The following is a 20,851-nucleotide window of genomic DNA, read 5'->3' on the forward strand; positions in this document are numbered from 1 at the left end:
ATGTTCCGTCGGCGTGAGCCCGTTCCGTTCGCCTTTCTCGCCGAGGCCGACAGGTTCCGCAGCAATGTCACTCCCCCACCCCGTGAGCGGGCGTCCATCGGCCAGATTGCCGGGCGATGGCTCCTGGGGCTCACCATCGTCGCCGGGCTCGCCGGCTCGCTGGTGGTGGGCACGCCCGCGCTGTCCACCGATACCGGGGCGCAGACTCAGCAGTCCCAGGCCTCCCAGGGGCGCTGACTCCATCGGACCCCCAAGGGTGGTGAGTGGGGACACAGGTCGATAGCCTCACCGGGCACAGCTCATGCATGGAACGAGTGAGGACCAGCCGTGCCCCTGCCCTTCCTGACGGCCGACCGCGCATTCGAGACAGCCGACGATGTCGCGCTGCCGTTCGACGACCTCGACCGCTGGCGGCGCCCCTACCGGCCCGGGCCGTGGCGCGTGGGCGTGGCCGCGCTGTGGCTGCTGCTCGCCTCGTACGTGCTGTTCGCCGCGGTCATCATCGCCCTGACGGGTACGGTGACCGGGGCCGCGGTCGTCTTCGGCATCGCGCTGGCCGTCATCGCGGGTGCCCTGAGGCTGCTGCGGATGGGCGTGTGGGTGAGCGCGAGCGGGCTGCGCCAGGTGAGGTTCTTCGCCACGCGTACGGTGCCCTGGCAGCAGGTCGTCGCCGTGCGGACGGTGCAGCAGCCGGTGCGCTGGCTGGGGCTGCCGCGCACGGTGCAGGGACAGGCACTGATGCTCGTACGGCGCGACCGGGCGGATGACATGCCGACGCTGATGACCACGCACAACGCGGACTTCATGGCCCGGGTCGCGGCCTTCAACCGGGCCACGGACGCCGTGGAGGCCTGGGCCGCGGAGAACACGCACGGCTGATCGAGCCGGGGTACGCGAAGGGGCCGGTCCGCGAGCAGTGCGGGCCGGCCCCTTCGGCTTACGGCAGAGCGGTCGTCGTAGGGCTCAGGCCTCGACGGTCCTGCCGTCGTGGAGGGCGATGGCGCGTTGCATCGCCTTGCGGGCGCGCGGGGTGTCGCGGGCGTCGTGGTAGGCCACGGCGAGGCGGAACCAACTGCGCCAGTCGTTGGGGGCGGCTTCCGTCTCGGCCCTGCGCCTGGCGAAGACCTCGTCGGCCGAGTCACGGTCGATACGGCCGCTGGGGGTGCGCTTCAGTTCGTCGACGGGCAGGGCGCCCTCGGCGTCGAGTTCGGCGGCCAGCGCGTTGGCCCGGCGGACGAACTGGGTGTTCTTCCACAGGAACCACAGGCCGATCACCGGCAGGATCAGCACCGCCACACCGAAGGTGACGGTGAGGACCGTGCCGGACTGGATGAGCAGCACGCCACGGCTGCCGACCAGGACGAAGTAGACGACCAGGACGGCGGCCGTTATGAGGTAGGAGATCTTCGCGCGCATCTGCGTGCCTCAGCCCAGGTCCAGGAAGTGCTCCAGGCCGAAAGTCAGGCCCGGAGTGGTCACCACGCGGCGGGCGCCGAGCAGGATGCCCGGCATGAAGCTGCTGTGGTGGAGGGAGTCGTGGCGGACGGTCAGGGTCTCGCCCTCGCCGCCGAGCAGGACCTCCTGGTGGGCCAGCAGGCCGCGCAGGCGGACCGCGTGCACCGGGATCCCGTCGACGCTGGCACCTCGCGCGCCGTCGAGGGCCGTCTCCGTGGCGTCCGGCGCGGGGGCCGTGCCGGCGGCGCGGCGGGCCTCGGCGATGAGCTGGGCCGTGCGCGTGGCCGTGCCGCTCGGGGCGTCGACCTTCTTCGGGTGGTGCAGCTCGACGACCTCGACCGACTCGAAGTAGGGCGCGGCGATCTGCGCGAACTTCATCGTCAGGACGGCCCCGATGGAGAAGTTCGGCGCGATGAGCACGCCGGTCTCCGGGGACTCGGCCAGCCAGGTCTTCAGCTGCGCGAGACGCTCGTCGGTCCAGCCCGTCGTACCGACGACGGCGTGGATCCCGTGCCGTACGCAGTAGTCGAGGTTGTCCATCACCGAGTCCGGCGTGGTCAGTTCGACGGCGACCTGGGCGCCGGTCTCCGCCAGCGCCTCCAGCTTGTCGCCCCGGCTCAGGGCGGCGACCAGCTCCATGTCCTCGGCGGCCTCGACCGCCCGTACCGCCTCGGAGCCGATGCGGCCCTTGGCACCGAGGACCGCCACGCGCAGCTTGCTCATCTTTCTTGCTTCCTTACGTCGGATGTTCCGCGTCGGATGTTCCGTGGGCGGACGGTCAGGCGACGGCGTCGTTCAGCCGGGTCGCCTGTTTGTCCTTCAGCGGGCCGATGACCGACAGCGAGGGCCGCTGTCCGAGGACCTCGCGGGCAACCGCGCGGACGTCGTCCGGCGTCACGGCCGCGATCCGGGACAGCATGTCGTCGACGGACATCTGCTCGCCCCAGCACAGCTCGCTCTTGCCGATGCGGTTCATCAGCGCACCGGTGTCCTCCAGGCCGAGGACGGTGGAGCCGCGGAGCTGGCCGATGGCGCGGTCGATCTCGTCGTCGGACAGGCCGTGTTCGGCGACCTGGTCGAGTTCGTCGCGGCAGATCTTCAGCACGTCGTGGACCTGCGAGGGCCGGCAGCCCGCGTACACGCCGAACAGGCCGCAGTCGGCGAAGCCCGAGGTGTACGAGTACACGCTGTAGGCCAGGCCGCGCTTCTCGCGGACCTCCTGGAACAGGCGGGACGACATCCCGCCGCCGAGGGCGGTGTTGAGGACGCCCAGCGCCCAGCGGCGCTCGTCCGTGCGGGCCAGGCCGGGCATACCGAGGACGACATGGGCCTGTTCGGTCTTGCGGCCGATCAGGCCGACCCGGCCCGCGGCGCGGATGGTGCGCCGTCCGTCACGCGGGCCGATGGGCGCGGCGTCGCCGTTCTTGAAGGCGCCGGCCTTCTCGAAGGCCGCGCGGACCTGTCGTACGACCTTGTTGTGGTCGATGTTGCCCGCGGCCGCCACGACCAGGTGGGTCGGGTCGTAGTGCTTCTTGTAGAAGCGGCGGATGCGGTCGGCGGTGAGGGCGTTGACCGTGTCGACCGTGCCGAGGACCGGGCGGCCGAGGGGGTTGTCGCCGAACATGGTGTGCGCGAACAGGTCGTGCACGCAGTCGCCCGGGTCGTCCTCGGTCATGGCGATCTCTTCGAGGATCGCGCCCCGCTCTACGTTGACGTCCTCTTCGACGATGAGCGAGCCCGTCAGCATGTCGCAGACGACGTCTATGGCGAGCGGCAGGTCGGTGTCGAGCACGCGCGCGTAGTAGCACGTGTACTCCTTCGCCGTGAAGGCGTTCATCTCGCCGCCGACGGCGTCGATGGCGGAGGAGATGTCCAGGGCCGACCTGCGGGTGGTGCCCTTGAAGAGCAGGTGCTCCAGGTAGTGCGTGGCGCCGTTCAGGGCCGGGGTCTCGTCGCGGGAGCCGACGTGCGCCCAGATGCCGAAGGTCGCCGAGCGGACCGAGGGCAGGGTCTCGGTGACGATGCGCAGCCCGCCCGGGAGGGTGGTCTTGCGGACCGTGCCGATGCCGTTGGTGCCCTTGATGAGGGTTTGGGTACGGGCGACGGCCCGCGCCTCCGAAGAGGTGCGGGCCGTCGCCGTGGAGCTACTCGACGTCACTGGTCGGTGTCGTCCTTCTTGTCCTCGTCGGAGGCCTCTTCGCCCTCGATGACCGGGACGAGCGACAGCTTGCCGCGGGAGTCGATCTCGGCGATCTCGACCTGGACCTTGGCGCCCACGCCGAGCACGTCTTCGACGTTCTCCACGCGCTTGCCGCCGGCCAGCTTGCGGATCTGCGAGATGTGCAGCAGACCGTCCTTGCCCGGGAGCAGCGAAACGAACGCACCGAAGGTGGTCGTCTTCACGACCGTGCCCAGGTAGCGCTCGCCGACCTCCGGCATGGTCGGGTTGGCGATCGAGTTGATCGTGGTGCGGGCGGCCTCGGCGGAGGGGCCGTCGACTGCGCCGATGTAGATGGTGCCGTCGTCCTCGATCGTGATGTCGGCGCCGGTGTCCTCCTGGATCTGGTTGATCATCTTGCCCTTGGGGCCGATGACCTCGCCGATCTTGTCGACCGGGATCTTCACGGTGATGATCCGCGGCGCGTTCGGGGACATCTCGTCCGGCGTGTCGATCGCTTCCATCATCACGTCGAGGATGTGGAGGCGGGCGTCACGGGCCTGCTTCAGGGCGGCGGCCAGGACGGAGGCCGGGATGCCGTCCAGCTTGGTGTCGAGCTGGAGGGCGGTCACGAACTCCTTGGTGCCGGCGACCTTGAAGTCCATGTCGCCGAAGGCGTCCTCCGCACCGAGGATGTCGGTGAGGGTGACGTAGTGCGTCTCGCCCTCGATCTCCTGGGAGATCAGGCCCATGGCGATACCGGCGACGGGGGCCTTCAGCGGCACACCGGCGTTCAGCAGCGACATGGTGGAGGCGCAGACCGAGCCCATGGACGTCGAGCCGTTGGAGCTCAGCGCCTCGGAGACCTGGCGGATCGCGTAGGGGAACTCCTCGCGCGTCGGCAGGACCGGCACGAGGGCGCGCTCGGCGAGCGCACCGTGGCCGATCTCGCGGCGCTTCGGGGAGCCGACGCGGCCGGTCTCGCCGGTGGAGTACGGCGGGAAGTTGTAGTTGTGCATGTAGCGCTTGCGCGTCACCGGCGACAGCGTGTCCAGCTGCTGCTCCATACGGAGCATGTTCAGCGTGGTGACGCCCAGGATCTGGGTCTCGCCACGCTCGAACACGGCGGAGCCGTGCACGCGCGGGATGGCCTCGACCTCGGCGGCCAGGGTGCGGATGTCGGTGACACCGCGGCCGTCGATGCGCTTCTTCTCCTTGATCACGCGCTCACGGACCAGCTGCTTGGTGAGCGAGCGGTACGCGGCGGAGATCTCCTTCTCGCGGCCCTCGAACTCCGGCAGGAGCTTCTCGGCGGCGAGCGCCTTGACGCGGTCCAGCTCGGACTCGCGCTCCTGCTTGCCGGCGATGGTCAGCGCGGAGGCGAGCTCCGGGCGGACGGCGGCGGAGAGCGCCTCCAGGACGTCGTCCTGGTAGTCGAGGAAGATCGGGAACTCGCCGGTCGGCTTGGCGGCCTTGGAGGCGAGGTCGGCCTGGGCCTTGCAGAGCACCTTGATGAAGGGCTTCGCGGCGTCCAGACCGGCGGCGACGACCTCCTCGGTCGGGGCCTCGGCGCCACCCTGGACCAGCTTGATGGTCCCCTCGGTGGCCTCGGCCTCGACCATCATGATCGCGACGTCGCCGTCCTCCAGGGTGCGGCCCGCGACGACCATGTCGAAGACGGCGTCCTCGAGCTCGCTGTGCGTCGGGAACGCCACCCACTGGCCGCGGATCAGCGCGACGCGGACGCCGCCGATCGGGCCGGAGAAGGGCAGGCCGGCCAGCTGCGTGGACGCGGACGCGGCGTTGATCGCCACGACGTCGTACAGGTGGTCGGGGTTGAGCGCCATGATCGTGGCGACGACCTGGATCTCGTTGCGAAGGCCCTTCTTGAAGGACGGACGCAGCGGGCGGTCGATGAGGCGGCAGGTGAGGATGGCGTCCTCGGAGGGACGACCCTCACGGCGGAAGAAGCTGCCGGGGATCTTGCCGGCGGCGTACATCCGCTCCTCGACGTCCACCGTCAGGGGGAAGAAGTCGAGCTGGTCCTTGGGGTTCTTGGAGGCGGTGGTGGCCGACAGCACCATGGTGTCGTCGTCCAGGTACGCCACGGCGGAACCGGCGGCCTGCTTGGCCAGGCGGCCCGTCTCGAAGCGGATGGTGCGGGTGCCGAAGGAGCCGTTGTCGATGACGGCCTCGGCGTAGTGGGTCTCGTTCTCCACTAGCGTTTTCTCCGTTACTTTTCGTCTGCGTTGCGTCTTTTGTCCCGATCCGCCCGTGTGGCGGGGGGACGTGAGCGGAGAAGCTGCTCCATCTGGTGCGGGCCGGTCTTCGATCGAAGCACCCGGGTTCTCATCGCCCGGGGGCCACTACCGAGGACCGGCGGCGGCGAGGTGCGCTTCTCCTCGTGGTATTGCGTTGTGCTACCACACTACAAAGGGGCGGTGACACTCCGCACGTACAGCAAAGGGAGCGGCCCCCTAAGAGTGGGAACCGCTCCCTTCACGGCGTCTTACTTGGCGCCCGCCGCACCGCGGCGGATGCCCAGGCGGTCGACCAGCGTACGGAAGCGCTGGATGTCCTTCTTCGCCAGGTACTGGAGAAGACGGCGGCGCTGACCGACGAGGATCAGCAGGCCACGACGGGAGTGGTGGTCGTGCTTGTGGGTCTTGAGGTGCTCGGTCAGGTCCGAGATGCGACGCGAGAGCATGGCGACCTGGACCTCGGGGGAGCCGGTGTCGCCCTCCTTGGTACCGAACTCGGCGATGATCTGCTTCTTCGTGGCGGTGTCGAGCGACACGTGTACTCCTCGTAGTCTCTGATTGCCACCGAGTGCCCCTGGTCCACTTCTCAGGGGAGCTTCCGTGACTCGGGAGGCGGGGATCCGCTGGGCGCGTCCCCCAGGTGGACCCGGAGGCGCGTACACAAACGGCCGTCACACAGCGTACCAGCACGCGGGCACGCTCCTGACAGGCGGCCTCCGGGCCCCTGTGCCGGTCAGACGCCGCCGCGGACCTTGCCGTAGACGTCGAGGACGGCCAGGCAGATCGGGATCAGGGAGAGCAGGACCAGCGAGTCGGCGAGGTCCAGCATGCGGCCCCAGAAGGGGGAGAGCCCCTTCTGCGGCACGATCAGGGCGATCGCGATCAGCAGCAGCACACCGGCGCCGACGGAGGCGCCGAGCCACAGGGTGCGGACGTCGACCGGGCCGGAGTTGCCCTGGAGCAGTTCCATGACGATGTCGGCCGGCGGCGAGATCGCGAGGCCGAGGACCAGCAGGCCGAGCGTGACGACACCGGCCACGAAGAGGCAGGTGACCTGGGCGGTGTAGCGGAACAGACGGGCCCGCAGCATCGCGGCGAGGCCGGCGCACAGGGCCAGCAGCTGGGCCCAGCCGCTGTCGCTGAAGCCGAGCACCGCGCCGCCCGCGCCGATGATGACCGCGGCGCAGCCGCCGACCAGGCCGAGCAGCAGTTCGTGGCCACGGCTGGTCTGGGCGACGATGCGCTGGACGTCCACGGCCTCGAGGTCGCCCTCGTGGCCGTCGCGACGGGCCCGGGCGAGGTCCTCGGGGTTGCGGAAGCCGATCGGCAGCTTGGCGAAGCGGGCGGACCAGCCGGGCAGGAAGCCGACGACCGCCAGGGCGACGACCACGGTGCCGGCGGCGATCTCCCGCGGCTGGGCCTCGGTGAGCACACCGCAGAACACGGCGAGCGTGCCGATCGCGGAGGCGAGCGCGGCGGCCACGAACGGGGCGTCGCCCTGCGGCAGCAGCATGATCAGTACGACGGAGAACAGCAGCACGGCGACGCAGCCGACGAGGAACTGGAGCCTTCCGGGGCCCTCACCCGGGTCCTGCGAAAGGACGCCGGAGCCCGCGATGAGCGCGTGCGGCAGCGCCGAGATACCGAGCGCGACGGCGGAACCGCGGTCCTCGTAGACCCGGGCCCGTACGCCGGCGAGAGCCGTGAGTGCGAGCGCGGTCACGCCGGCGAGGATGCCCTGCAGGCCGTGCATGTCGTGCCGGATCGGGTCCGCGAACCAGAAGACGAAGCCGAGCATGACCAGCAGCAGCGATCCGGCGACGAGACCGGCGAGGCGCATCAGGTTGTCGTTCCAGCTGCGCAGGTCCTGCTTGACCGCGGCGGCGATCGCGTCCACCACGTCGTCGTGCACGGCCGGCGGCAGCGAGTCGGCGAAGGTCCGCAGCAGCAGCACCTCACCGTCCCTGACGCGGTGCTCGAGCAACGAACGGCTCGCGTCGAGCACTTGACCCTCGCGGGTCACAAGGTGGTAACCAGATGGACTGGTGTCGGACTGGACCAGGCCCGAGAGCCTGATGATCTCAGGAAAGAGGTCCTGGATCGGCAGGTCCTCCGGCAGCGCGACATCTACACGGCTGTCCGGCGCTGCGATGGTGATTCGGCAGAAACCTGTCGAAGTCCCCGTGCTCACCTGGTGTTCCCCCTGCTAGACAAGGCTCCTCGCGCCGCTCGTACGACGCGGAGCGCCACCATATCCGTTGCGGTACCCGGGGAAGGACCTACCTCCCCCATTCCTCCCAGGACCTGCGCCGCATCTCCATCCGCCTCCCTCCCTCGGGCACGCGGCGCATCAGTAGGATCGCTGTCTACGCGAACGACGCCTACGCGAACGAGAACACGTCGCGGTACACGGGGGCGTCGGTGCCAGGACGTATGACGTATCAATCGCGAAGGATGAGTGCATTCGGTGAGCGTCGTCATCATCAAACGACCACCGCGGATAGTGCCCCCGGCCGTCCCGGAGGGCGAGGTCAAACTCGAGACGCCTCCTGAGATCCCTCGCGAGGGCGACGAGAGCATGCTGATGAACCTGCTGCCCATGATGGGCATGGTGGGTTCGGTCGGCTTCTTCTTCATGCCGGGTCTCCCCTCCTACATGAGGGTCGTCGGCGGGCTGATGCTCGCCTCGACGCTGGCCATGGCCATCGCCCAGTTCGCCAAGTCCCGTCAGCAGGGCGGCGGCGCGGGGATGGCTCAGGACCGGCGTGACTACTTCCGCTATCTGGAACAGGTCCGCAAGGACGTACACAAGACCGCGGATCTGCAGCGCCAGAGCCAGCTCTTCCAGCACCCCGACCCGGAGCAGCTGTGGGCGGTCGCGGCGGACGGCAAGCGGCTGTGGGAGCGGCGCCCGACGGACGCGGACTTCGCCTCCGTGCGGATCGGTCGCGGCATCCAGCAGCTGAACACCCCGCTCGTGGCGCCGGAGACGGCTCCCAAGGAGGAGCTGGAGCCGCTGACCGCGGCGGCCATGAAGGCCTTCCTCGACGCGCACGGCAGCCTGTCGGACCTGCCGGTCGCCATCTCGCTGCGCGCCTTCTACCACGTGACGGTCTGCGGTGAGACGGACACGGTCTACGGCAACGCCCGCGCGTCCCTGTCCCAGCTGGCGACGCTGCACTCGCCCGAGGACCTGATGATCGCCGTGGTGGCGCATCCCTCCGCGGCGGCCGACTGGGACTGGATCAAGTGGCTGCCGCACAGCCAGCACCCGAAGAGCAAGGACGGAGCGGGCTCGTCCCGGCTCCTGTTCGACGACCTCGGTGAGCTGGAGGAGGCGCTCGCGGACCAGCTGGACGACAGGCCCCGCTGGAACCGTGAGGCGACCCCGGTCTACGACCAGCCGCACCTGATCGTGGTGCTCGACGGCGGCACCGTCCCGCCGGACTCCGAACTCGCCAGCAGCGAGGGCCTCCAGGGCGTCACCTTCCTGGAGATCGCTCCCGGCGAGCTGGAGGAGGATCTGCGCGCCGGCCTGACGGTCTATGTGAAGCCGGAGCGGATGCGGCTGTTCGTCGGCCACGAGTCCGCGTACACCGGCAAGCCCGACCTGCTCAACCCGGCGCAGGCCGAGTCCCTGTCGCGGCAGCTGGCCCCCTTCCGGGTCGGTTCCGCGGAGGAGGGCGAACCGCTGCTGTCCAACCTGGACTTCACGGACCTCATGGGCATCGGCGACGCGGGCACCGTCGACGTCTCCCGCACCTGGCGGCCCCGCACGCTGCACGAGCGGCTGCGCGTGCCGATCGGTGTCGGCGAGAACGGCGAGCCGGTCATGCTCGACCTCAAGGAGGCCTCGCAGGAGGGCATGGGCCCGCACGGCCTGTGCGTCGGAGCGACCGGCTCCGGCAAGTCCGAGGTGCTGCGTACGCTGGTGCTCGGTCTCGCGGTGACGCACTCCTCGGAGACGCTGAACTTCATCCTCGCGGACTTCAAGGGTGGCGCCACCTTCGCCGGTATGGCGGACATGCCGCACACCGCGGCCGTGATCACCAACCTCGCGGACGACCTCACCCTCGTCGACCGTATGCGCGACTCGATCATGGGTGAGACGCAGCGCCGTCAGGAACTGCTGCGCTCGGCGGGCAACTACGCCAACCTGCACGACTACGAGAAGGCCCGGGCGGCGGGTGCCGCGCTGGAGCCGATGGCCTCGCTGGTCATCGTGCTCGACGAGTTCTCCGAACTCCTGACGGCCAAGCCGGACTTCATCGACATGTTCATCCAGATCGGCCGTATCGGCCGTTCGCTGGGTGTGCACCTGCTGCTGGCCTCGCAGCGCCTGGAAGAGGGCAAGCTGCGCGGCCTGGACACCTACCTGTCGTACCGGATCGGTCTGCGGACCTTCTCCGCCGCCGAGTCCCGTACGGCGATCGGTGTTCCGGACGCCTACCACCTGCCGTCGATCCCGGGCTCCGGCTATCTGCGGTACGACACCGACACCATGGTCCGCTTCAAGGCGGCCTACGTGTCGGGGGCGTACCACGGTGAGGGCCCGTCCCGGGTGCACCGCTCCACTCAGCTGCGTCCCGCGCTGTTCTCGGCGGAGCACGTGGCGCTGCCCCCGCAGCCGGTGATCGAGGAGCCGGAGCCCGACAACCGGGTGGACGACGCGCTCGCCGACACCGTGCTGGACGTCCTCGTCAGCCGGATGATCAACCAGGGGCCGCCCGCCCACCAGGTGTGGCTGCCCCCGCTCGACGAGGCGCCCTCGCTGGAGCAGCTGCTCCCGCAGCTCGCCGTCACCCAGGACCGGGGCCTGACCGCGCCCGACTACACGGCGCTCGGCCGGCTCAACGTGCCGGTCGGCCTGGTGGACAAGCCGTTCGAGCAGCGGCGTGACGTGCTGTACCGGGACTTCGCGGGCGGCGCCGGTCACGGTCTGTTCGTCGGTGGTCCGCAGTCCGGCAAGTCGACGCTGCTGCGCTCGCTCATCTCGTCGTTCGCCCTCACTCACACGCCGTCCGAAGTGCAGTTCTACTGCCTGGACTTCGGTGGTGGCGGTCTGATCTCGATGGAGGAGCTGGCGCATGTCGGCGGCGTCGCCAACCGTCTCGACGCCGAGAAGGTGCGCCGTACGGTCAGCGAGGTCGAGGGCATCCTCAACGCGCGTGAGGAGTACTTCCGCACCAACAACGTCGACTCGATCCAGACCTACCGTCAGCGCCGGAACTCGGGCCAGCTGCCGGACCAGCTCTGGGGCGACGTCTTCCTCGTCATCGACGGCTGGGCCACCTTCAAGACCGACTACGAGATGCTCGAGGCGACCGTCACCGAGATCGCCACGCGTGGCCTCGGCTTCGGTGTGCACGTGATCCTGACGGCGAGCCGTTACACCGAGGTGCGGCCCGCGCTCAAGGACATGCTGCAGAACCGCATCGAGCTGCGGCTCGGTGACCCGACGGAGTCCGAGATCGACCGCAAGGTCGCGCAGAACGTCCCCGCCACCGTGCCGGGCCGCGGTCTGACCTCGGACAAGCTGCACTTCATGGCGGGCCTGCCCCGTGTCGACGGCTCCTCGGAGACGGAGGACCTGTCGGAGGCGACGTCGATCCTCGTGCGCGGCATCAACGAGAACTGGCAGGGCCAGCACGCCCCGTCCGTCCGTCTGCTGCCCACGATGATGCCCGCGGACGGGCTGCCCAAGGGCTTCGAGCACCCGGACCGCGGTGTCGCCATCGGCATCGACGAGTCGTCGCTGTCGCCGGTCTTCGTCGACTTCGAGACGGACCCGCTGTTCATCGTGTTCGGCGAGAGCGAGTCCGGTAAGTCCGCGATGCTCCGGCTGCTCGTCAAGCAGATCACCGAGCGCTACTCGCCGGACAAGGCGAAGATCGTCATGGGCGACTACCGGCGCGCCCACCTGGAAGGCGTGCCCGACTCGCACCTGTCGCGGTACTGCGCCTCGGCGCCGGCCCTGACGGAGACGCTGGAGGGCCTGGCCGGCTCGATGCACCGCCGGATGCCCGGCCCGGACGTCACGCCCGAGCAGCTGCGCAACCGCAGCTGGTACAACAGCCCGGACGCGTTCGTCATCGTCGACGACTACGACCTGGTGGCGACCGGCGTGAACCCGCTGGCCCCGCTCCTGGAGTACCTGCCGTTCGCCCGTGACATCGGCCTGCGCGTCATCATCGCGCGCGCCTCGGGCGGTGCGAGCCGGTCGCTGTACGAGCCCGTGATGCAGCGGATGCGCGAGCTCGGCGCCCAGGGTGTCGTGCTCTCCGGCGACCGGGCGGAGGGTGCGCTGCTCGGCAACATCACCGCGACGCAACTGCCGCCCGGGCGTGGGCACTTCCACACGCGGCGTCGGGGTGGGCAGCTGATTCAGACGGGTTGGGTGCCGAACCGCTTCTGAGGGACGGTTGGTCGATCGGTCGATCGGGAGGGGCGGTGCCCATGTGGGTGCCGCCCCTCTCCGTTGCCCACGTGAGGGCTGGGTCCCGGATGGGTGTCCCCGTTAGAGTGGCGTTGCGACAGAAAAGACAAGCCACGGGGGGCAGTTGTGTCGTCGGACTACATGGACTCCGACCCTGAGGTCCTCAAGACCGAGGGCTTTCACATGTTCGGCGTCGGCGTGGACTTCGCCAAGGCCGTGACAACCCTGCAGACCGGGCTGACCGCGCTCGAGAAGGGTGACACCCCGCCGTGGGGTGACGACGACATCGGCGAGAAGTTCGGCGTCGTCTACGAGGGCCTGCGCGACGGCATGTACGAGTCGATGGCCAGCCTGGCGGAGCGCATCGCCGGCATGGGCGTCGCCTTCACCAAGATGGGCGTGGCGCACGAGAAGAACGAGGCCGAGCAGGACGCCATCTGGCAGAAGACGATGTCCGAGTACGACGGACAGGTGCAGGTGCCGACCGGTGTCGTGCACAGCAACCTGCGGCCTCGCCAGGACCTCTGATTCTCGACCGGCACGTACGGGGCCGCCGACGCAAGTAGGCTGAGTCATGTACGTCGTTCGCACGTCAGGAAGAGGCCCAGCGGCATGACCGAGGCACGCAACAACGAGGTCGGGACTCAGTCCGAGGACGTCAAGGCGCGCAAGGAACGGGAGCGGGACGAGCTGTACGCCCTCGACATCTCGGGGGTCGAGTGGCAGTGCGCGCCCGGTACCGAGGCGCACGAGGAGCGGGTCGAGATCGCGTACCTGCCGGCGGGCGCGGTGGCCATGCGATCGTCCCTGGACCCCGGCACTGTGCTGCGGTACACCGAGGCGGAGTGGCGGGCGTTCGTGCTGGGGGCGCGGGACGGGGAGTTCGATCTGGAGGCCACGCCGCGTAATGGTGGGGTGGCGGCGGAGTAGGTCGGCTGCGGGGGTACGCCGTCGGCGCCGGCGGTCGAGGACGGGCCCGACCGTGGGACCGGCCCGGCGCCTAAGATCAAGGTCCTACGACAATGCGTCCGCGATGACGGAGGACGGGGACCCATGACCGGCACGACCGAGGACTACGCACCGCACCCCCACATAGGCGGCCGGGCCGCCGCGCTGCGCACGCTCACCGCATGGCGGGAGGCCGCGCCCGGCGCCCCCCGCGTCGTCGTGGTCACCGGCGATTCCGGCAGCGGGCGTTCGCGGCTCCTCACCGGGTTTCTGATGCTGTGCGAGCCGGAGTACCGCAAGCGGCTGCCGCTGGACGAGATGGATCCGTCGACGGTGCCGCCGGACCTGCCGGCCCCGGCCGTACCCGCCCCCGAAGGGCTGACCGCCGCCCAGGTCCTGTGGCTGCTCGCCGACCACTACGAGCTGAACGCCACCAGCGTCGAGGGCGTGTACGCCGAACTGGCCGCGCTCGACGAGCCGGTGACGGTCGTCGTGCCGGACGTCGACCGTGCCGGTCCGGTGCGGACGGCGGGCGAACCAGCACGGCTGGTACGCGAGGTGCTCTCGCCCCTGGCCGCCACGGAGACGGTCCGGCTGCTGGCGGAGGTGCCGCGTCCGCTGGCCGCCGAGCTGGCCGAGGGTCTGGCGTCCGGCACCGTGCAGATCATCGATCTCGACGAACCGGAGTGGGCCGACCCCGAGGGCCTGCTGCGGCACGCCCACGCCGCGCTGACCCCGGAGTCCGGAGCACCCGAGCTTCCGTTCACCGTGGATCCCGCCGCCCGTCTCGCCCTGGGAGCGGCCATCGGCCGCCGGGCCGGGACCAGTCCGCTGGTCGTCCAACTCGCCGTCAACTGCATCCTGATGGCTCCGGAGGGCTTCGACCCGGCCGACGAGAGGTTCCTGCCGACGTCTGTCGGTGAGGCCCTGGACCTGCACGCCAGGCGGCTCGGCACCGACTCGCAGACGCTGCGGCTCCTGCTGGCCCCGCTTGCCCTGGCCGAGGCCGACGGTCTGCCGGTCCACCTGTGGCCGCGGCTCGCGAGCGCCGTCGCCGGGCAGGACATGAGCCAGGCCATCGCGGGCGGGATGCTGCTCGCCGCGCCGTTCGTGCAGCCCGAGGAACCCGACGCGGACGCGGCGGACGACGAGCAGGCGGACGGGCGTACGTTGCTACGGCTGCTGCACCCGGCCATCAGCGACGAGATCCGCGCCGGCCTGCCGAACCTTGCCGCAGCCCAGGGCCAGATCGCGATGGCCTTGCTGGAGGCCGTGCCCGAGCAGGACTGGGGCAAGGCCGACCCCTACGTACGCGACAACATCGCGGGCCACACGCTGGAAGCGGGGCTGCTGCCCCAACTCCTCACGGACCCGGGGCTGTTCGTGCACGCCGATCCGGTGCCGTTGCGCGCCGCCGTCGAGGCGGTACCGACCGAGGAGCTGGGCGCTCCCGCCCGTACGTACCTGCGTACGGCGCCCCTGCTGACCCGCACCCAGGCGCCCGCCACGCTGCGTGCCGCGCTGCTGGAGACCGCGTTCGTCGAGGACGGCCTGCCCGAGTACGCCGAGGCGATACACCAGCGGCTCGGGCTGGAGTTGCCGTGGCAGACGCTGTGGAGCCTGCCGGTCCCCGGCATCAGCAACGTGACCGTCGGCAGCCTGCCTCGCCCCGAAGGAGCTGCCACCCCGGTGGCCGTAATGGTCGTGCCTGCGGGCACGCCTGGCGCACGGCCGGTCGGTGCGCCAGGCGGGGAGTCCGGTTCCGCGGTGCTGGTCCATGGCCTCGTACAGCCTGATCACCTCGGCGACATCGATCTCGAGCAGATCCTTCGCCCGTCGGAGGACGAACATGCCGCCGCTCCGCTGGGACTCAGCCGCGGCGCCGACTACCTGCGTATCTGGGACCGGACGGATCAGGAGCTCGTGGCCGCGCTGATCTCGGACACGCCCTTCACCGCGGCCGACCTGTCCGCCGACGGCATCCTGCTCGTCGCCACCGAGCGCGGAGCGAAGGCCCTCCGTATTCGCGCGGCGGGCGCGGGGATAGCCTCGTAGGCAGCCACAACCGATGACTTCGAAGGAGCCTCCCGTGACCAGCCAGGAGCAGGCGCTCGCCATCGCCGACCGTTGGCTCAACCCGGAAGGCTCCATGGAGCCGCGCCGCGAGGTGCGGACGCAGGAGTTCGACCTTGGCTGGGTCGTGTGGGCGGCGCCTGCGGAGCCCGAGCGTGACCCGGAGACCGGTCAGCGGCGGCCGCCTGCCGACATCGGCAACGCGTGCGGGGTCGTGGACCGTCGTACCGGCGAACTGACGGTCTGGCCGTCGGTGCCGGTCGACGAGGTCGTGCAGATGTACCGGCTGAAGCACGGCGGGGCGGGACAGGGCGCGGGCGCGTCCGAAGGCGGCGCCCGTCCGGTCACCGGTCCCGGCAACACCGCTGTCTTCACGTACACGGACCCGGCGAACGGTGAGGAGACCAACCTCTTCCGCACCTCCGCCCCGGGCCTGCCCCCGGCCGAGTACCAGGCGTGGGCCGAGCTGCGGCGGATGAACGTACCCGCCGAGAACGTCCTGGCCATCCACACCGACCTGCGTCCCAGCCTGCTCCCCGGCGGCTACACGGCCGAACTCCTCAACACCTTCCGCAACGCCCAGCTCTCCTGCTCACAGACCTACGGGGCTCGTCCCGAGGCGCGCGCGGAGGGCATCGCGGCGCTGGTCGAGCAGGTCGAGACCATGCACCGGATGGCCGGTCAGCAGCCGCCGCCCCGCCCGCACCGCGTCCCGGTACCCGCGCAGGTGACGCCGGCCGAGCCGATGCGCGACGTGGCCCTGGGGCGTCATCTCGTCGAGGTCTTCGGCGAGGACGGCGTCCGTCGCTTCGACGCCGACGACATCACCGCCAGCGCGCTGCCCGAGGCTGCCGGGGCGACGCTGACCTGGGCCGGATTGCCCGCCGACCTGCCGCTGTTCTTCACCGCCGACCGGTCCGACGCCCCTCCGGCCGGTGGCCTGTTCACCGACGTCGCCACGAACCTGCGCGAGCGGCGCAGCCCGGCCGGCGAGGAGAAGATCGGCGCCCTGGCGCACCTGGTCCGGATCGGCTTCGACGGGGTCGCAGTCATCGCCGTGCAGGTCCTGCCGGGCTCGGGACAGCCGGACGGGAGCGGCGCGCTCTGGGCGGTGGACCCGGTCACCGCCGCGGCTCGCTACGTCAACTTCTCGGTTGCCGCCTTCGCGCGCTCCCTGGCGCTGCTCGCCGACGCACGGCAGCGGCTGCAGGGTCTGGACCCGGTCGCGGCCGGCGCGGAAGTGGCGGCGCTGCAGGAGCAGTTGGCGGCCGTGGACGCGTCCGCGCTGGGCAACGCGGAGACCTGGTGGTCGCTGATCGTCGAGCAGATGTGGCACGGGTTGTTCTGACCGGCCCGGTCCCCTGGGCAGATCCCCACCGCGGCAAACGAGACAACAAGGAGAGCGACCGTGACTTCGGACCACCCGGCAGCGCCCACCACCTCCGACCAGGCCCTCGCCATCGTGCGCAGCCGCTTTGCGCAGCCAAGGCTGCCGGACGGCAGTCCCGCCGAACTGCGCGTCGAGGAGTTCGACATCGGCTACCTGGTGTACGCCGTGTTCCCGCCCGTCACGGACGCCGCCGGGCGGCCTCAGCCGGCTCCGCCCGGCGGCAGCAAGATCGTGGTCTCCAAGGAGACCGGTGAGACCGTCACCGTGCCCAACTATCCGACTGAGGCGGCCATCGCGCTGTACCGGAAGCAGCGCCAGGCATGACACGTACGGCTCGGGCGTGAACGTACGTCTCGGGCGTGCTCAGTACAGCGAGAACCCTCCGCTGTGCCGCCCCTGGTTCTTCTTCCCGGACTGGGAATCCTCGCCCTGCGCCCGCTTCGGCTCCGACGGCCCGGCGGGGGGGTCACCGCCGGTGAGCGGCTCGCCGTGCCTGATCTGGTCGCGCTCGTCCTCCGAGAGCGACTCCCACTGACCGCGCAGGGAGGCCATGCCTCCGCCCAGGGCTCGTGACACCGCGGGGTCGTCCATGGCGTCGCGCAGGGCGAGGCGGCCGGAGAGCAGCTTCTTGGCCGCCTCCTGCAGGTCCTTGCCACCGGCGTCAGTCTCGGAGAGCTTGCGCAGGGCGGAGTTCAGGGAACGGATCTGTTCGGGTTCGAGTGCCTCGTCGAGCACGCCGCGCTCCTGCGAAGAGCCCTGCGGGTTGGATGAGTTCTCGGGTTGCCTCGTCATGTCGCTGCCTCTCGTCGCCTCTCGACACCTGAAGTATCTCCCGTCACACGGGGGTGCCATGCTGGGCCCCCACCGGCCGTAGAGAGTAGGACCGCATCGGAAGGACCGCATCGCCATGGCTCGGACGCAAGGCACAGAAAGCGGCACCGGCGTCGACCGTTCCCTCGCCGGCCTCCTCGGCAGAGCCTTCGGGCGCCTGGGACGCGCGGGCGGCCTGGTCTTTCTGATCGCGGGCCTCGGGCTGAGCGGGTTCGGCGCGTACGAGGGGGCGTACGCGGCGGGTTGGGCGGGCACCCACGGCACCCTGACGGTGCAGCAGTGCGAGGTGAGCTACCCGAACAACGCCTCCCGCAGCAGCCGTAAGAACCGCCGTCCCGTCCGCTGCGAGGGCACGTTCGTCGCCGAGGGCGGCAAGAGCACGGACGCCCACGCGGCGGTGCAGGTCAGGCAACGGTACGCGCAGGGAACCGAGTTGTCCGTGCAGCAGACGGAGCCGCCGGCGTCGGATGGCGGGACGGGTGCCGACTACGTCCAGGCCGGGATGGACCGGGCCTGGCGCTGGTTCGCCGCGTTCTTCGGCGGCTGGGTACTCACCGGGCTCGGCGTGTTCTGCCTCGCCACCGGGTTCGCTCCGTTCGGGGCGAGCCGTATCTCGTTCGACGCTGCCTGGGAGGCGGCGGGGCGGGGAGTGACGCGGGCGGCCGTGCTCGGGATGATCGGGGTGGGGCTCGTCGGCGCCGGGGTGACTTTCTTGATCAGCTACTTCTGACCCGGTGGCGGCCCGGCCGACGCCGGGAGATAGCCTGCGCCGGGTCAACTTCGCGTTGACCTTTGCCAGTTCATTCAACGTTCAGCCAATTACGGGGTTCCCGGGCATGTCGACGCCTCCACCGCAGTATCCGAATCAGCCGTACGGCCAGCCGCAACAGCCGTACGGACAACCGCAGCAGCCATACGGTCAGCCTCAGCAACCGTACGGCTACCCGCCGCAGCAGCCGCAGCCGCCGCGCGGGCCGCAGCGCCCGCAGCCGGGAGGTGTGCTGCGGATGGTGAAGGCCGCCGTCGTCGTCATAGCGATCTTCGGTGGGCTGGGCTACTACGTCTGGGACTACAACACCAGCCCCACCGGTGGTAAGGCGAAGGCCGAGGCTTCGGCGTCCGCGGCGGCCGAGGAGGCCAAGACGCACGACCCGGAGGTCGGCGACTGCGTCAAGGTCGCGGACCCTCAGGGCGAACCGCTGCCGACTGTCGTCGACTGTGGCTCGCCCGAGGCCGAGTACAAGACGGGGGCCCTGCTCCCCGGACAGGACCAGGAGTGCTCGGCGGAGTACGACTACGGCATCCAGTACCGCAACAGCCGGGGCTTCGACTACACGTTGTGTTTCACCAAGGTCTGATGGTGATTCACCAAGGTCCGATCCGATGGTCCGTACGGCCTGAGTCGGCCCGCGGCTCGCTGACCGGAAGGTCCAGCGAGTCAGGGCATCGCGTCCGCCAGCGACGCGCCCGCCGCCGCCAGAATGATCGCCATCATGGCCAGGCGGGTGCGGGCGCGCCGCGCCAACTCCACACTGAGGCCGGCGGAAGCGAGGCTCACGCAGTACATCGCGGTCCCCACGCTCGCCTGGGTACCGCTGTTGAGGCGTCCCACGATCACGAAGAGGCAGACCAGCGCCACCAGCGTCCCGGCGGCCATGAGCCCACCGCGAGCGCTCCGCGCCTGCTGCGACCGCCGGCTCGCGAACCCCGGATCCGACTGCCTGGGGAAACTCGCCCGCAACTCGTCCACCTCGGGCGGGACCGGATCGCCCTCGTCGCCTCGCAGCTGCGTCTGTACGTGTTCCCCGCCGAGTTCCCGGCCGTGCGTCGTCATGGGGAGGCAGCGTAGGTCAATTCGCTAAGCTCACGCACCATGTTGCCTTCGCACACGCCCTCCCCCGCGCCCGACGCCATGGTCATTCGGACCGGCCGTCGCGGCGCCATGACCGGCCTCCCTTGCTCCGTCCTGCTCATCGCGTTGGGCGCGGTCGGCGTCGTCGGCGCGGTCGTGGTTGCTACCGGGAACCAGAAGGGGGAATCCAACCCGGCGGGTTACGTGGGCCTCGTGTTCATGCTGCTGCTCGGTGCGCTGGGCGTGTTCCTGTTCATCGCCAACTGGGCGAACCGTCGAAGCCGGATCCTCGTCGACGCCACAGGCCTGTGGGTCGAGAACGGAAAGCTTCGCAACGTCATCCCCTGGCAGGGGCTCGCCGGAGTCGGCCTGTACTGGAGCAAGTTCGGCCGAAGCCAGAAGGTCTACTCCCTCGAACTGTTCCCCACCGGCCCGATCGACCGGGACGACCCCGTCCTGTGGACCCTCGTCCGCGACGAGGAGCCGTTGCACCCCGACCTGCCCCGCCTGCGCCACCGCCTCCCCTTCCCCGCACCCTGCCGACAGGAACTCGTCTCGGCGGTCCAGCAGTACGTCCCGCACATCTGGCTCGGCGAGTCCGAACGTGCCGAGGGCCACGTAGGCCGACCCGATGTCAAGGGACACCGACAGCGCACCCAGGGCCGTACACCGTGAACGGTCAGCCGCCCTGCCGCTCGCTTCCGGCAACAGCTGCGACCTGAAACGGACTTGTGACAGCAACCCCCTGAAGTTGCCGGCCGGTGAGTCCGTAAACTTTGCGGACGGCTGTACTCCTGTGTGATTTTCCCTCACGAGTGAGGGAGTTGTACGGCTGTGTTGTCTGACGGGGGTGCTTACTGCTGTGTCGATGATGCTGCCGGACGAACTCGAGTGGGTTCTCCAGATGCTGGGCTACAAATGGCCTACGGCGGACGAGGACAAGCTCAGAGACTCGGCCGCCCTGTGGCGCAAGTTCGGTGAGGACGTCACCGACCTGCACACCAAGGCCAACACCAGCGCCCGCACGGTGACCGCCAACAACGCCGGCGAGTCGATCGACAAGTTCACGAAGACGTACGAGAAGTTCGACGGCGGGGGCGGCGGCGACGGCTACCTACGGAACGCCGCCGAGGCCGCCTTCCTCATCGCGAACGTGATGGAGACGTGCGCCTACCTCGTCGAGTTCGCCAAGTGGGCGGTGATCGCCCAGCTGATCGCCCTGGCCATCCAGATCGCCGCCGCGGCCGCCGCCGCGCCTTTCACCTTCGGTCTGTCCTCGGTAGCGGGAATGGGCGCCACCCAGGCGGCCCGCCTCCTCGTGCGCCGCATCCTCGACGAGCTCAAAAAGGCGCTGCTCGAGGCACTCATCGAGACCATGAAGGAACCTGCGATCTCGGCGATCGAGGCGATCATCACCGACCTCATCCGCCAGACCGTGAACGTCGGC

The 20,851-nt window shown here is 70.0% G+C and carries 20 protein-coding genes and 1 pseudogene; 12 read left to right on the plus strand and 9 right to left on the minus strand.

Annotated features, from left to right (window positions below; genetic code table 11):
* Both OHT51_RS11510 and OHT51_RS11515 read left to right on the plus strand, forming a co-directional pair.
* On the plus strand, positions 1-237 hold the full coding sequence (locus OHT51_RS11510; RefSeq protein ID WP_328878819.1) for a hypothetical protein: 237 nt from the start codon (positions 1-3) through the stop codon (positions 235-237).
* A 90-nt stretch (positions 238-327) separates the two neighbouring features.
* On the plus strand, positions 328-879 hold the full coding sequence (locus OHT51_RS11515) for a PH domain-containing protein (protein WP_328878820.1): 552 nt from the start codon (positions 328-330) through the stop codon (positions 877-879).
* Positions 880-963: 84 nt separating this feature from the next.
* On the opposite strand, the gene OHT51_RS11520 is transcribed toward OHT51_RS11515, so the two are convergent.
* From OHT51_RS11520 to eccD, 6 genes are all read right to left on the minus strand, one after another.
* Positions 964-1,416 carry a hypothetical protein gene (locus tag OHT51_RS11520; RefSeq protein ID WP_328878821.1) on the minus strand — a complete coding sequence of 151 codons (453 nt, stop codon included), beginning with the start codon at positions 1,414-1,416 and terminating at the stop codon, positions 964-966.
* 9 nt (positions 1,417-1,425) lie between these two features.
* Positions 1,426-2,178: a 4-hydroxy-tetrahydrodipicolinate reductase gene (gene dapB / locus OHT51_RS11525; RefSeq protein WP_328878822.1), complete on the minus strand. Its 753-nt coding sequence runs from the start codon at positions 2,176-2,178 to the stop codon at positions 1,426-1,428.
* Positions 2,179-2,233: 55 nt separating this feature from the next.
* A complete protein-coding gene (locus tag OHT51_RS11530; protein ID WP_328878823.1) occupies positions 2,234-3,613 on the minus strand; it encodes a M16 family metallopeptidase in 1,380 nt (459 codons plus the stop codon).
* Positions 3,610-5,832, minus strand: coding sequence for a polyribonucleotide nucleotidyltransferase (locus tag OHT51_RS11535; protein WP_328878824.1), 2,223 nt, complete (start codon positions 5,830-5,832; stop codon positions 3,610-3,612). The genes OHT51_RS11530 and OHT51_RS11535 overlap by 4 nt, the downstream gene beginning before the upstream one ends.
* A gap of 290 nt (positions 5,833-6,122) precedes the next feature.
* A complete protein-coding gene (gene rpsO, locus OHT51_RS11540) occupies positions 6,123-6,410 on the minus strand; it encodes a 30S ribosomal protein S15 (protein ID WP_190076129.1) in 288 nt (95 codons plus the stop codon).
* Positions 6,411-6,607: 197 nt separating this feature from the next.
* Positions 6,608-8,065 (minus strand): type VII secretion integral membrane protein EccD, encoded by a 1,458-nt coding sequence (gene eccD, locus OHT51_RS11545; protein WP_328878825.1) that lies wholly within the window; start codon positions 8,063-8,065, stop codon positions 6,608-6,610.
* 276 nt (positions 8,066-8,341) lie between these two features.
* Here eccD and eccCa point away from each other — a divergent pair, with 276 nt between their 5' ends.
* From eccCa to OHT51_RS11575, 6 genes are all read left to right on the plus strand, one after another.
* Positions 8,342-12,289, plus strand: a complete 3,948-nt coding sequence (gene eccCa / locus OHT51_RS11550; protein ID WP_328878826.1) for a type VII secretion protein EccCa — start codon at positions 8,342-8,344, stop codon at positions 12,287-12,289.
* A gap of 162 nt (positions 12,290-12,451) precedes the next feature.
* Positions 12,452-12,838 (plus strand): hypothetical protein, encoded by a 387-nt coding sequence (locus OHT51_RS11555; protein WP_328878827.1) that lies wholly within the window; start codon positions 12,452-12,454, stop codon positions 12,836-12,838.
* An 84-nt stretch (positions 12,839-12,922) separates the two neighbouring features.
* Positions 12,923-13,240, plus strand: coding sequence for a DUF397 domain-containing protein (locus tag OHT51_RS11560; RefSeq protein ID WP_328878828.1), 318 nt, complete (start codon positions 12,923-12,925; stop codon positions 13,238-13,240).
* Between the two features lie 123 nt (positions 13,241-13,363).
* A complete protein-coding gene (locus tag OHT51_RS11565) occupies positions 13,364-15,313 on the plus strand; it encodes an ATP-binding protein (RefSeq protein WP_328878829.1) in 1,950 nt (649 codons plus the stop codon).
* Positions 15,314-15,347: 34 nt separating this feature from the next.
* The gene (locus OHT51_RS11570; protein ID WP_328878830.1) at positions 15,348-16,679 is read left to right on the plus strand and encodes an SUKH-4 family immunity protein; all 1,332 of its coding nucleotides are present in this window, start codon (positions 15,348-15,350) and stop codon (positions 16,677-16,679) included.
* A 60-nt stretch (positions 16,680-16,739) separates the two neighbouring features.
* Complete coding sequence (locus OHT51_RS11575; RefSeq protein ID WP_328878831.1) at positions 16,740-17,045, plus strand: hypothetical protein; 306 nt, start codon at positions 16,740-16,742, stop codon at positions 17,043-17,045.
* 39 nt (positions 17,046-17,084) lie between these two features.
* On the opposite strand, the gene OHT51_RS11580 is transcribed toward OHT51_RS11575, so the two are convergent.
* The gene (locus tag OHT51_RS11580; RefSeq protein ID WP_328878832.1) at positions 17,085-17,513 is read right to left on the minus strand and encodes a hypothetical protein; all 429 of its coding nucleotides are present in this window, start codon (positions 17,511-17,513) and stop codon (positions 17,085-17,087) included.
* A gap of 115 nt (positions 17,514-17,628) precedes the next feature.
* On the opposite strand from OHT51_RS11580, the gene OHT51_RS11585 reads away from it, so the two are divergent.
* Positions 17,629-18,282, plus strand: coding sequence for a hypothetical protein (locus OHT51_RS11585; protein ID WP_328878833.1), 654 nt, complete (start codon positions 17,629-17,631; stop codon positions 18,280-18,282).
* Positions 18,283-18,559: 277 nt separating this feature from the next.
* Positions 18,560-18,910: an LppU/SCO3897 family protein gene (locus OHT51_RS11590; RefSeq protein ID WP_328878834.1), complete on the plus strand. Its 351-nt coding sequence runs from the start codon at positions 18,560-18,562 to the stop codon at positions 18,908-18,910.
* An 80-nt stretch (positions 18,911-18,990) separates the two neighbouring features.
* Here OHT51_RS11590 and OHT51_RS11595 read toward each other — a convergent pair whose 3' ends face one another.
* Entirely contained in the window at positions 18,991-19,386 is a 396-nt protein-coding gene (locus OHT51_RS11595; RefSeq protein ID WP_328878835.1) for a hypothetical protein, read from the minus strand.
* Positions 19,387-19,425: 39 nt separating this feature from the next.
* Between OHT51_RS11595 and OHT51_RS11600 the strand changes: the two genes are divergently transcribed.
* A complete protein-coding gene (locus OHT51_RS11600) occupies positions 19,426-20,079 on the plus strand; it encodes a hypothetical protein (RefSeq protein WP_328878836.1) in 654 nt (217 codons plus the stop codon).
* A 229-nt stretch (positions 20,080-20,308) separates the two neighbouring features.
* Positions 20,309-20,656 (plus strand): annotated as a pseudogene (locus OHT51_RS43360) (WXG100-like domain-containing protein); the annotation flags it as partial.
* Here the strand turns inward: OHT51_RS43360 and OHT51_RS11605 are convergent.
* Positions 20,575-20,817 carry a hypothetical protein gene (locus OHT51_RS11605; protein WP_328878837.1) on the minus strand — a complete coding sequence of 81 codons (243 nt, stop codon included), beginning with the start codon at positions 20,815-20,817 and terminating at the stop codon, positions 20,575-20,577. The pseudogene OHT51_RS43360 and the gene OHT51_RS11605 overlap by 82 nt on opposite strands.
* Positions 20,818-20,851: the final 34 nt, after the last annotated feature.

The organism is Streptomyces sp. NBC_00299, assembly GCF_036173045.1.
GTDB classification, from domain to species: domain Bacteria; phylum Actinomycetota; class Actinomycetes; order Streptomycetales; family Streptomycetaceae; genus Streptomyces; species Streptomyces machairae.

Coding starts and splice junctions, on each gene's coding strand:
- OHT51_RS11580 (WP_328878832.1), bottom strand. CDS start 17,513: ATGACGAGGCAACCCGAGAACTCATCCAACCCGCAGGGCTCTTCGCAG.
- OHT51_RS11565 (WP_328878829.1), top strand. CDS start 13,364: ATGACCGGCACGACCGAGGACTACGCACCGCACCCCCACATAGGCGGC.
- dapB (WP_328878822.1), bottom strand. CDS start 2,178: ATGAGCAAGCTGCGCGTGGCGGTCCTCGGTGCCAAGGGCCGCATCGGC.
- OHT51_RS11510 (WP_328878819.1), top strand. CDS start 1: ATGTTCCGTCGGCGTGAGCCCGTTCCGTTCGCCTTTCTCGCCGAGGCC.
- OHT51_RS11600 (WP_328878836.1), top strand. CDS start 19,426: ATGTTGCCTTCGCACACGCCCTCCCCCGCGCCCGACGCCATGGTCATT.
- OHT51_RS11605 (WP_328878837.1), bottom strand. CDS start 20,817: ATGATCGCCTCGATCGCCGAGATCGCAGGTTCCTTCATGGTCTCGATG.
- OHT51_RS11585 (WP_328878833.1), top strand. CDS start 17,629: ATGGCTCGGACGCAAGGCACAGAAAGCGGCACCGGCGTCGACCGTTCC.
- OHT51_RS11520 (WP_328878821.1), bottom strand. CDS start 1,416: ATGCGCGCGAAGATCTCCTACCTCATAACGGCCGCCGTCCTGGTCGTC.
- OHT51_RS11595 (WP_328878835.1), bottom strand. CDS start 19,386: ATGACGACGCACGGCCGGGAACTCGGCGGGGAACACGTACAGACGCAG.
- OHT51_RS11560 (WP_328878828.1), top strand. CDS start 12,923: ATGACCGAGGCACGCAACAACGAGGTCGGGACTCAGTCCGAGGACGTC.
- OHT51_RS11590 (WP_328878834.1), top strand. CDS start 18,560: ATGGTGAAGGCCGCCGTCGTCGTCATAGCGATCTTCGGTGGGCTGGGC.
- OHT51_RS11555 (WP_328878827.1), top strand. CDS start 12,452: ATGGACTCCGACCCTGAGGTCCTCAAGACCGAGGGCTTTCACATGTTC.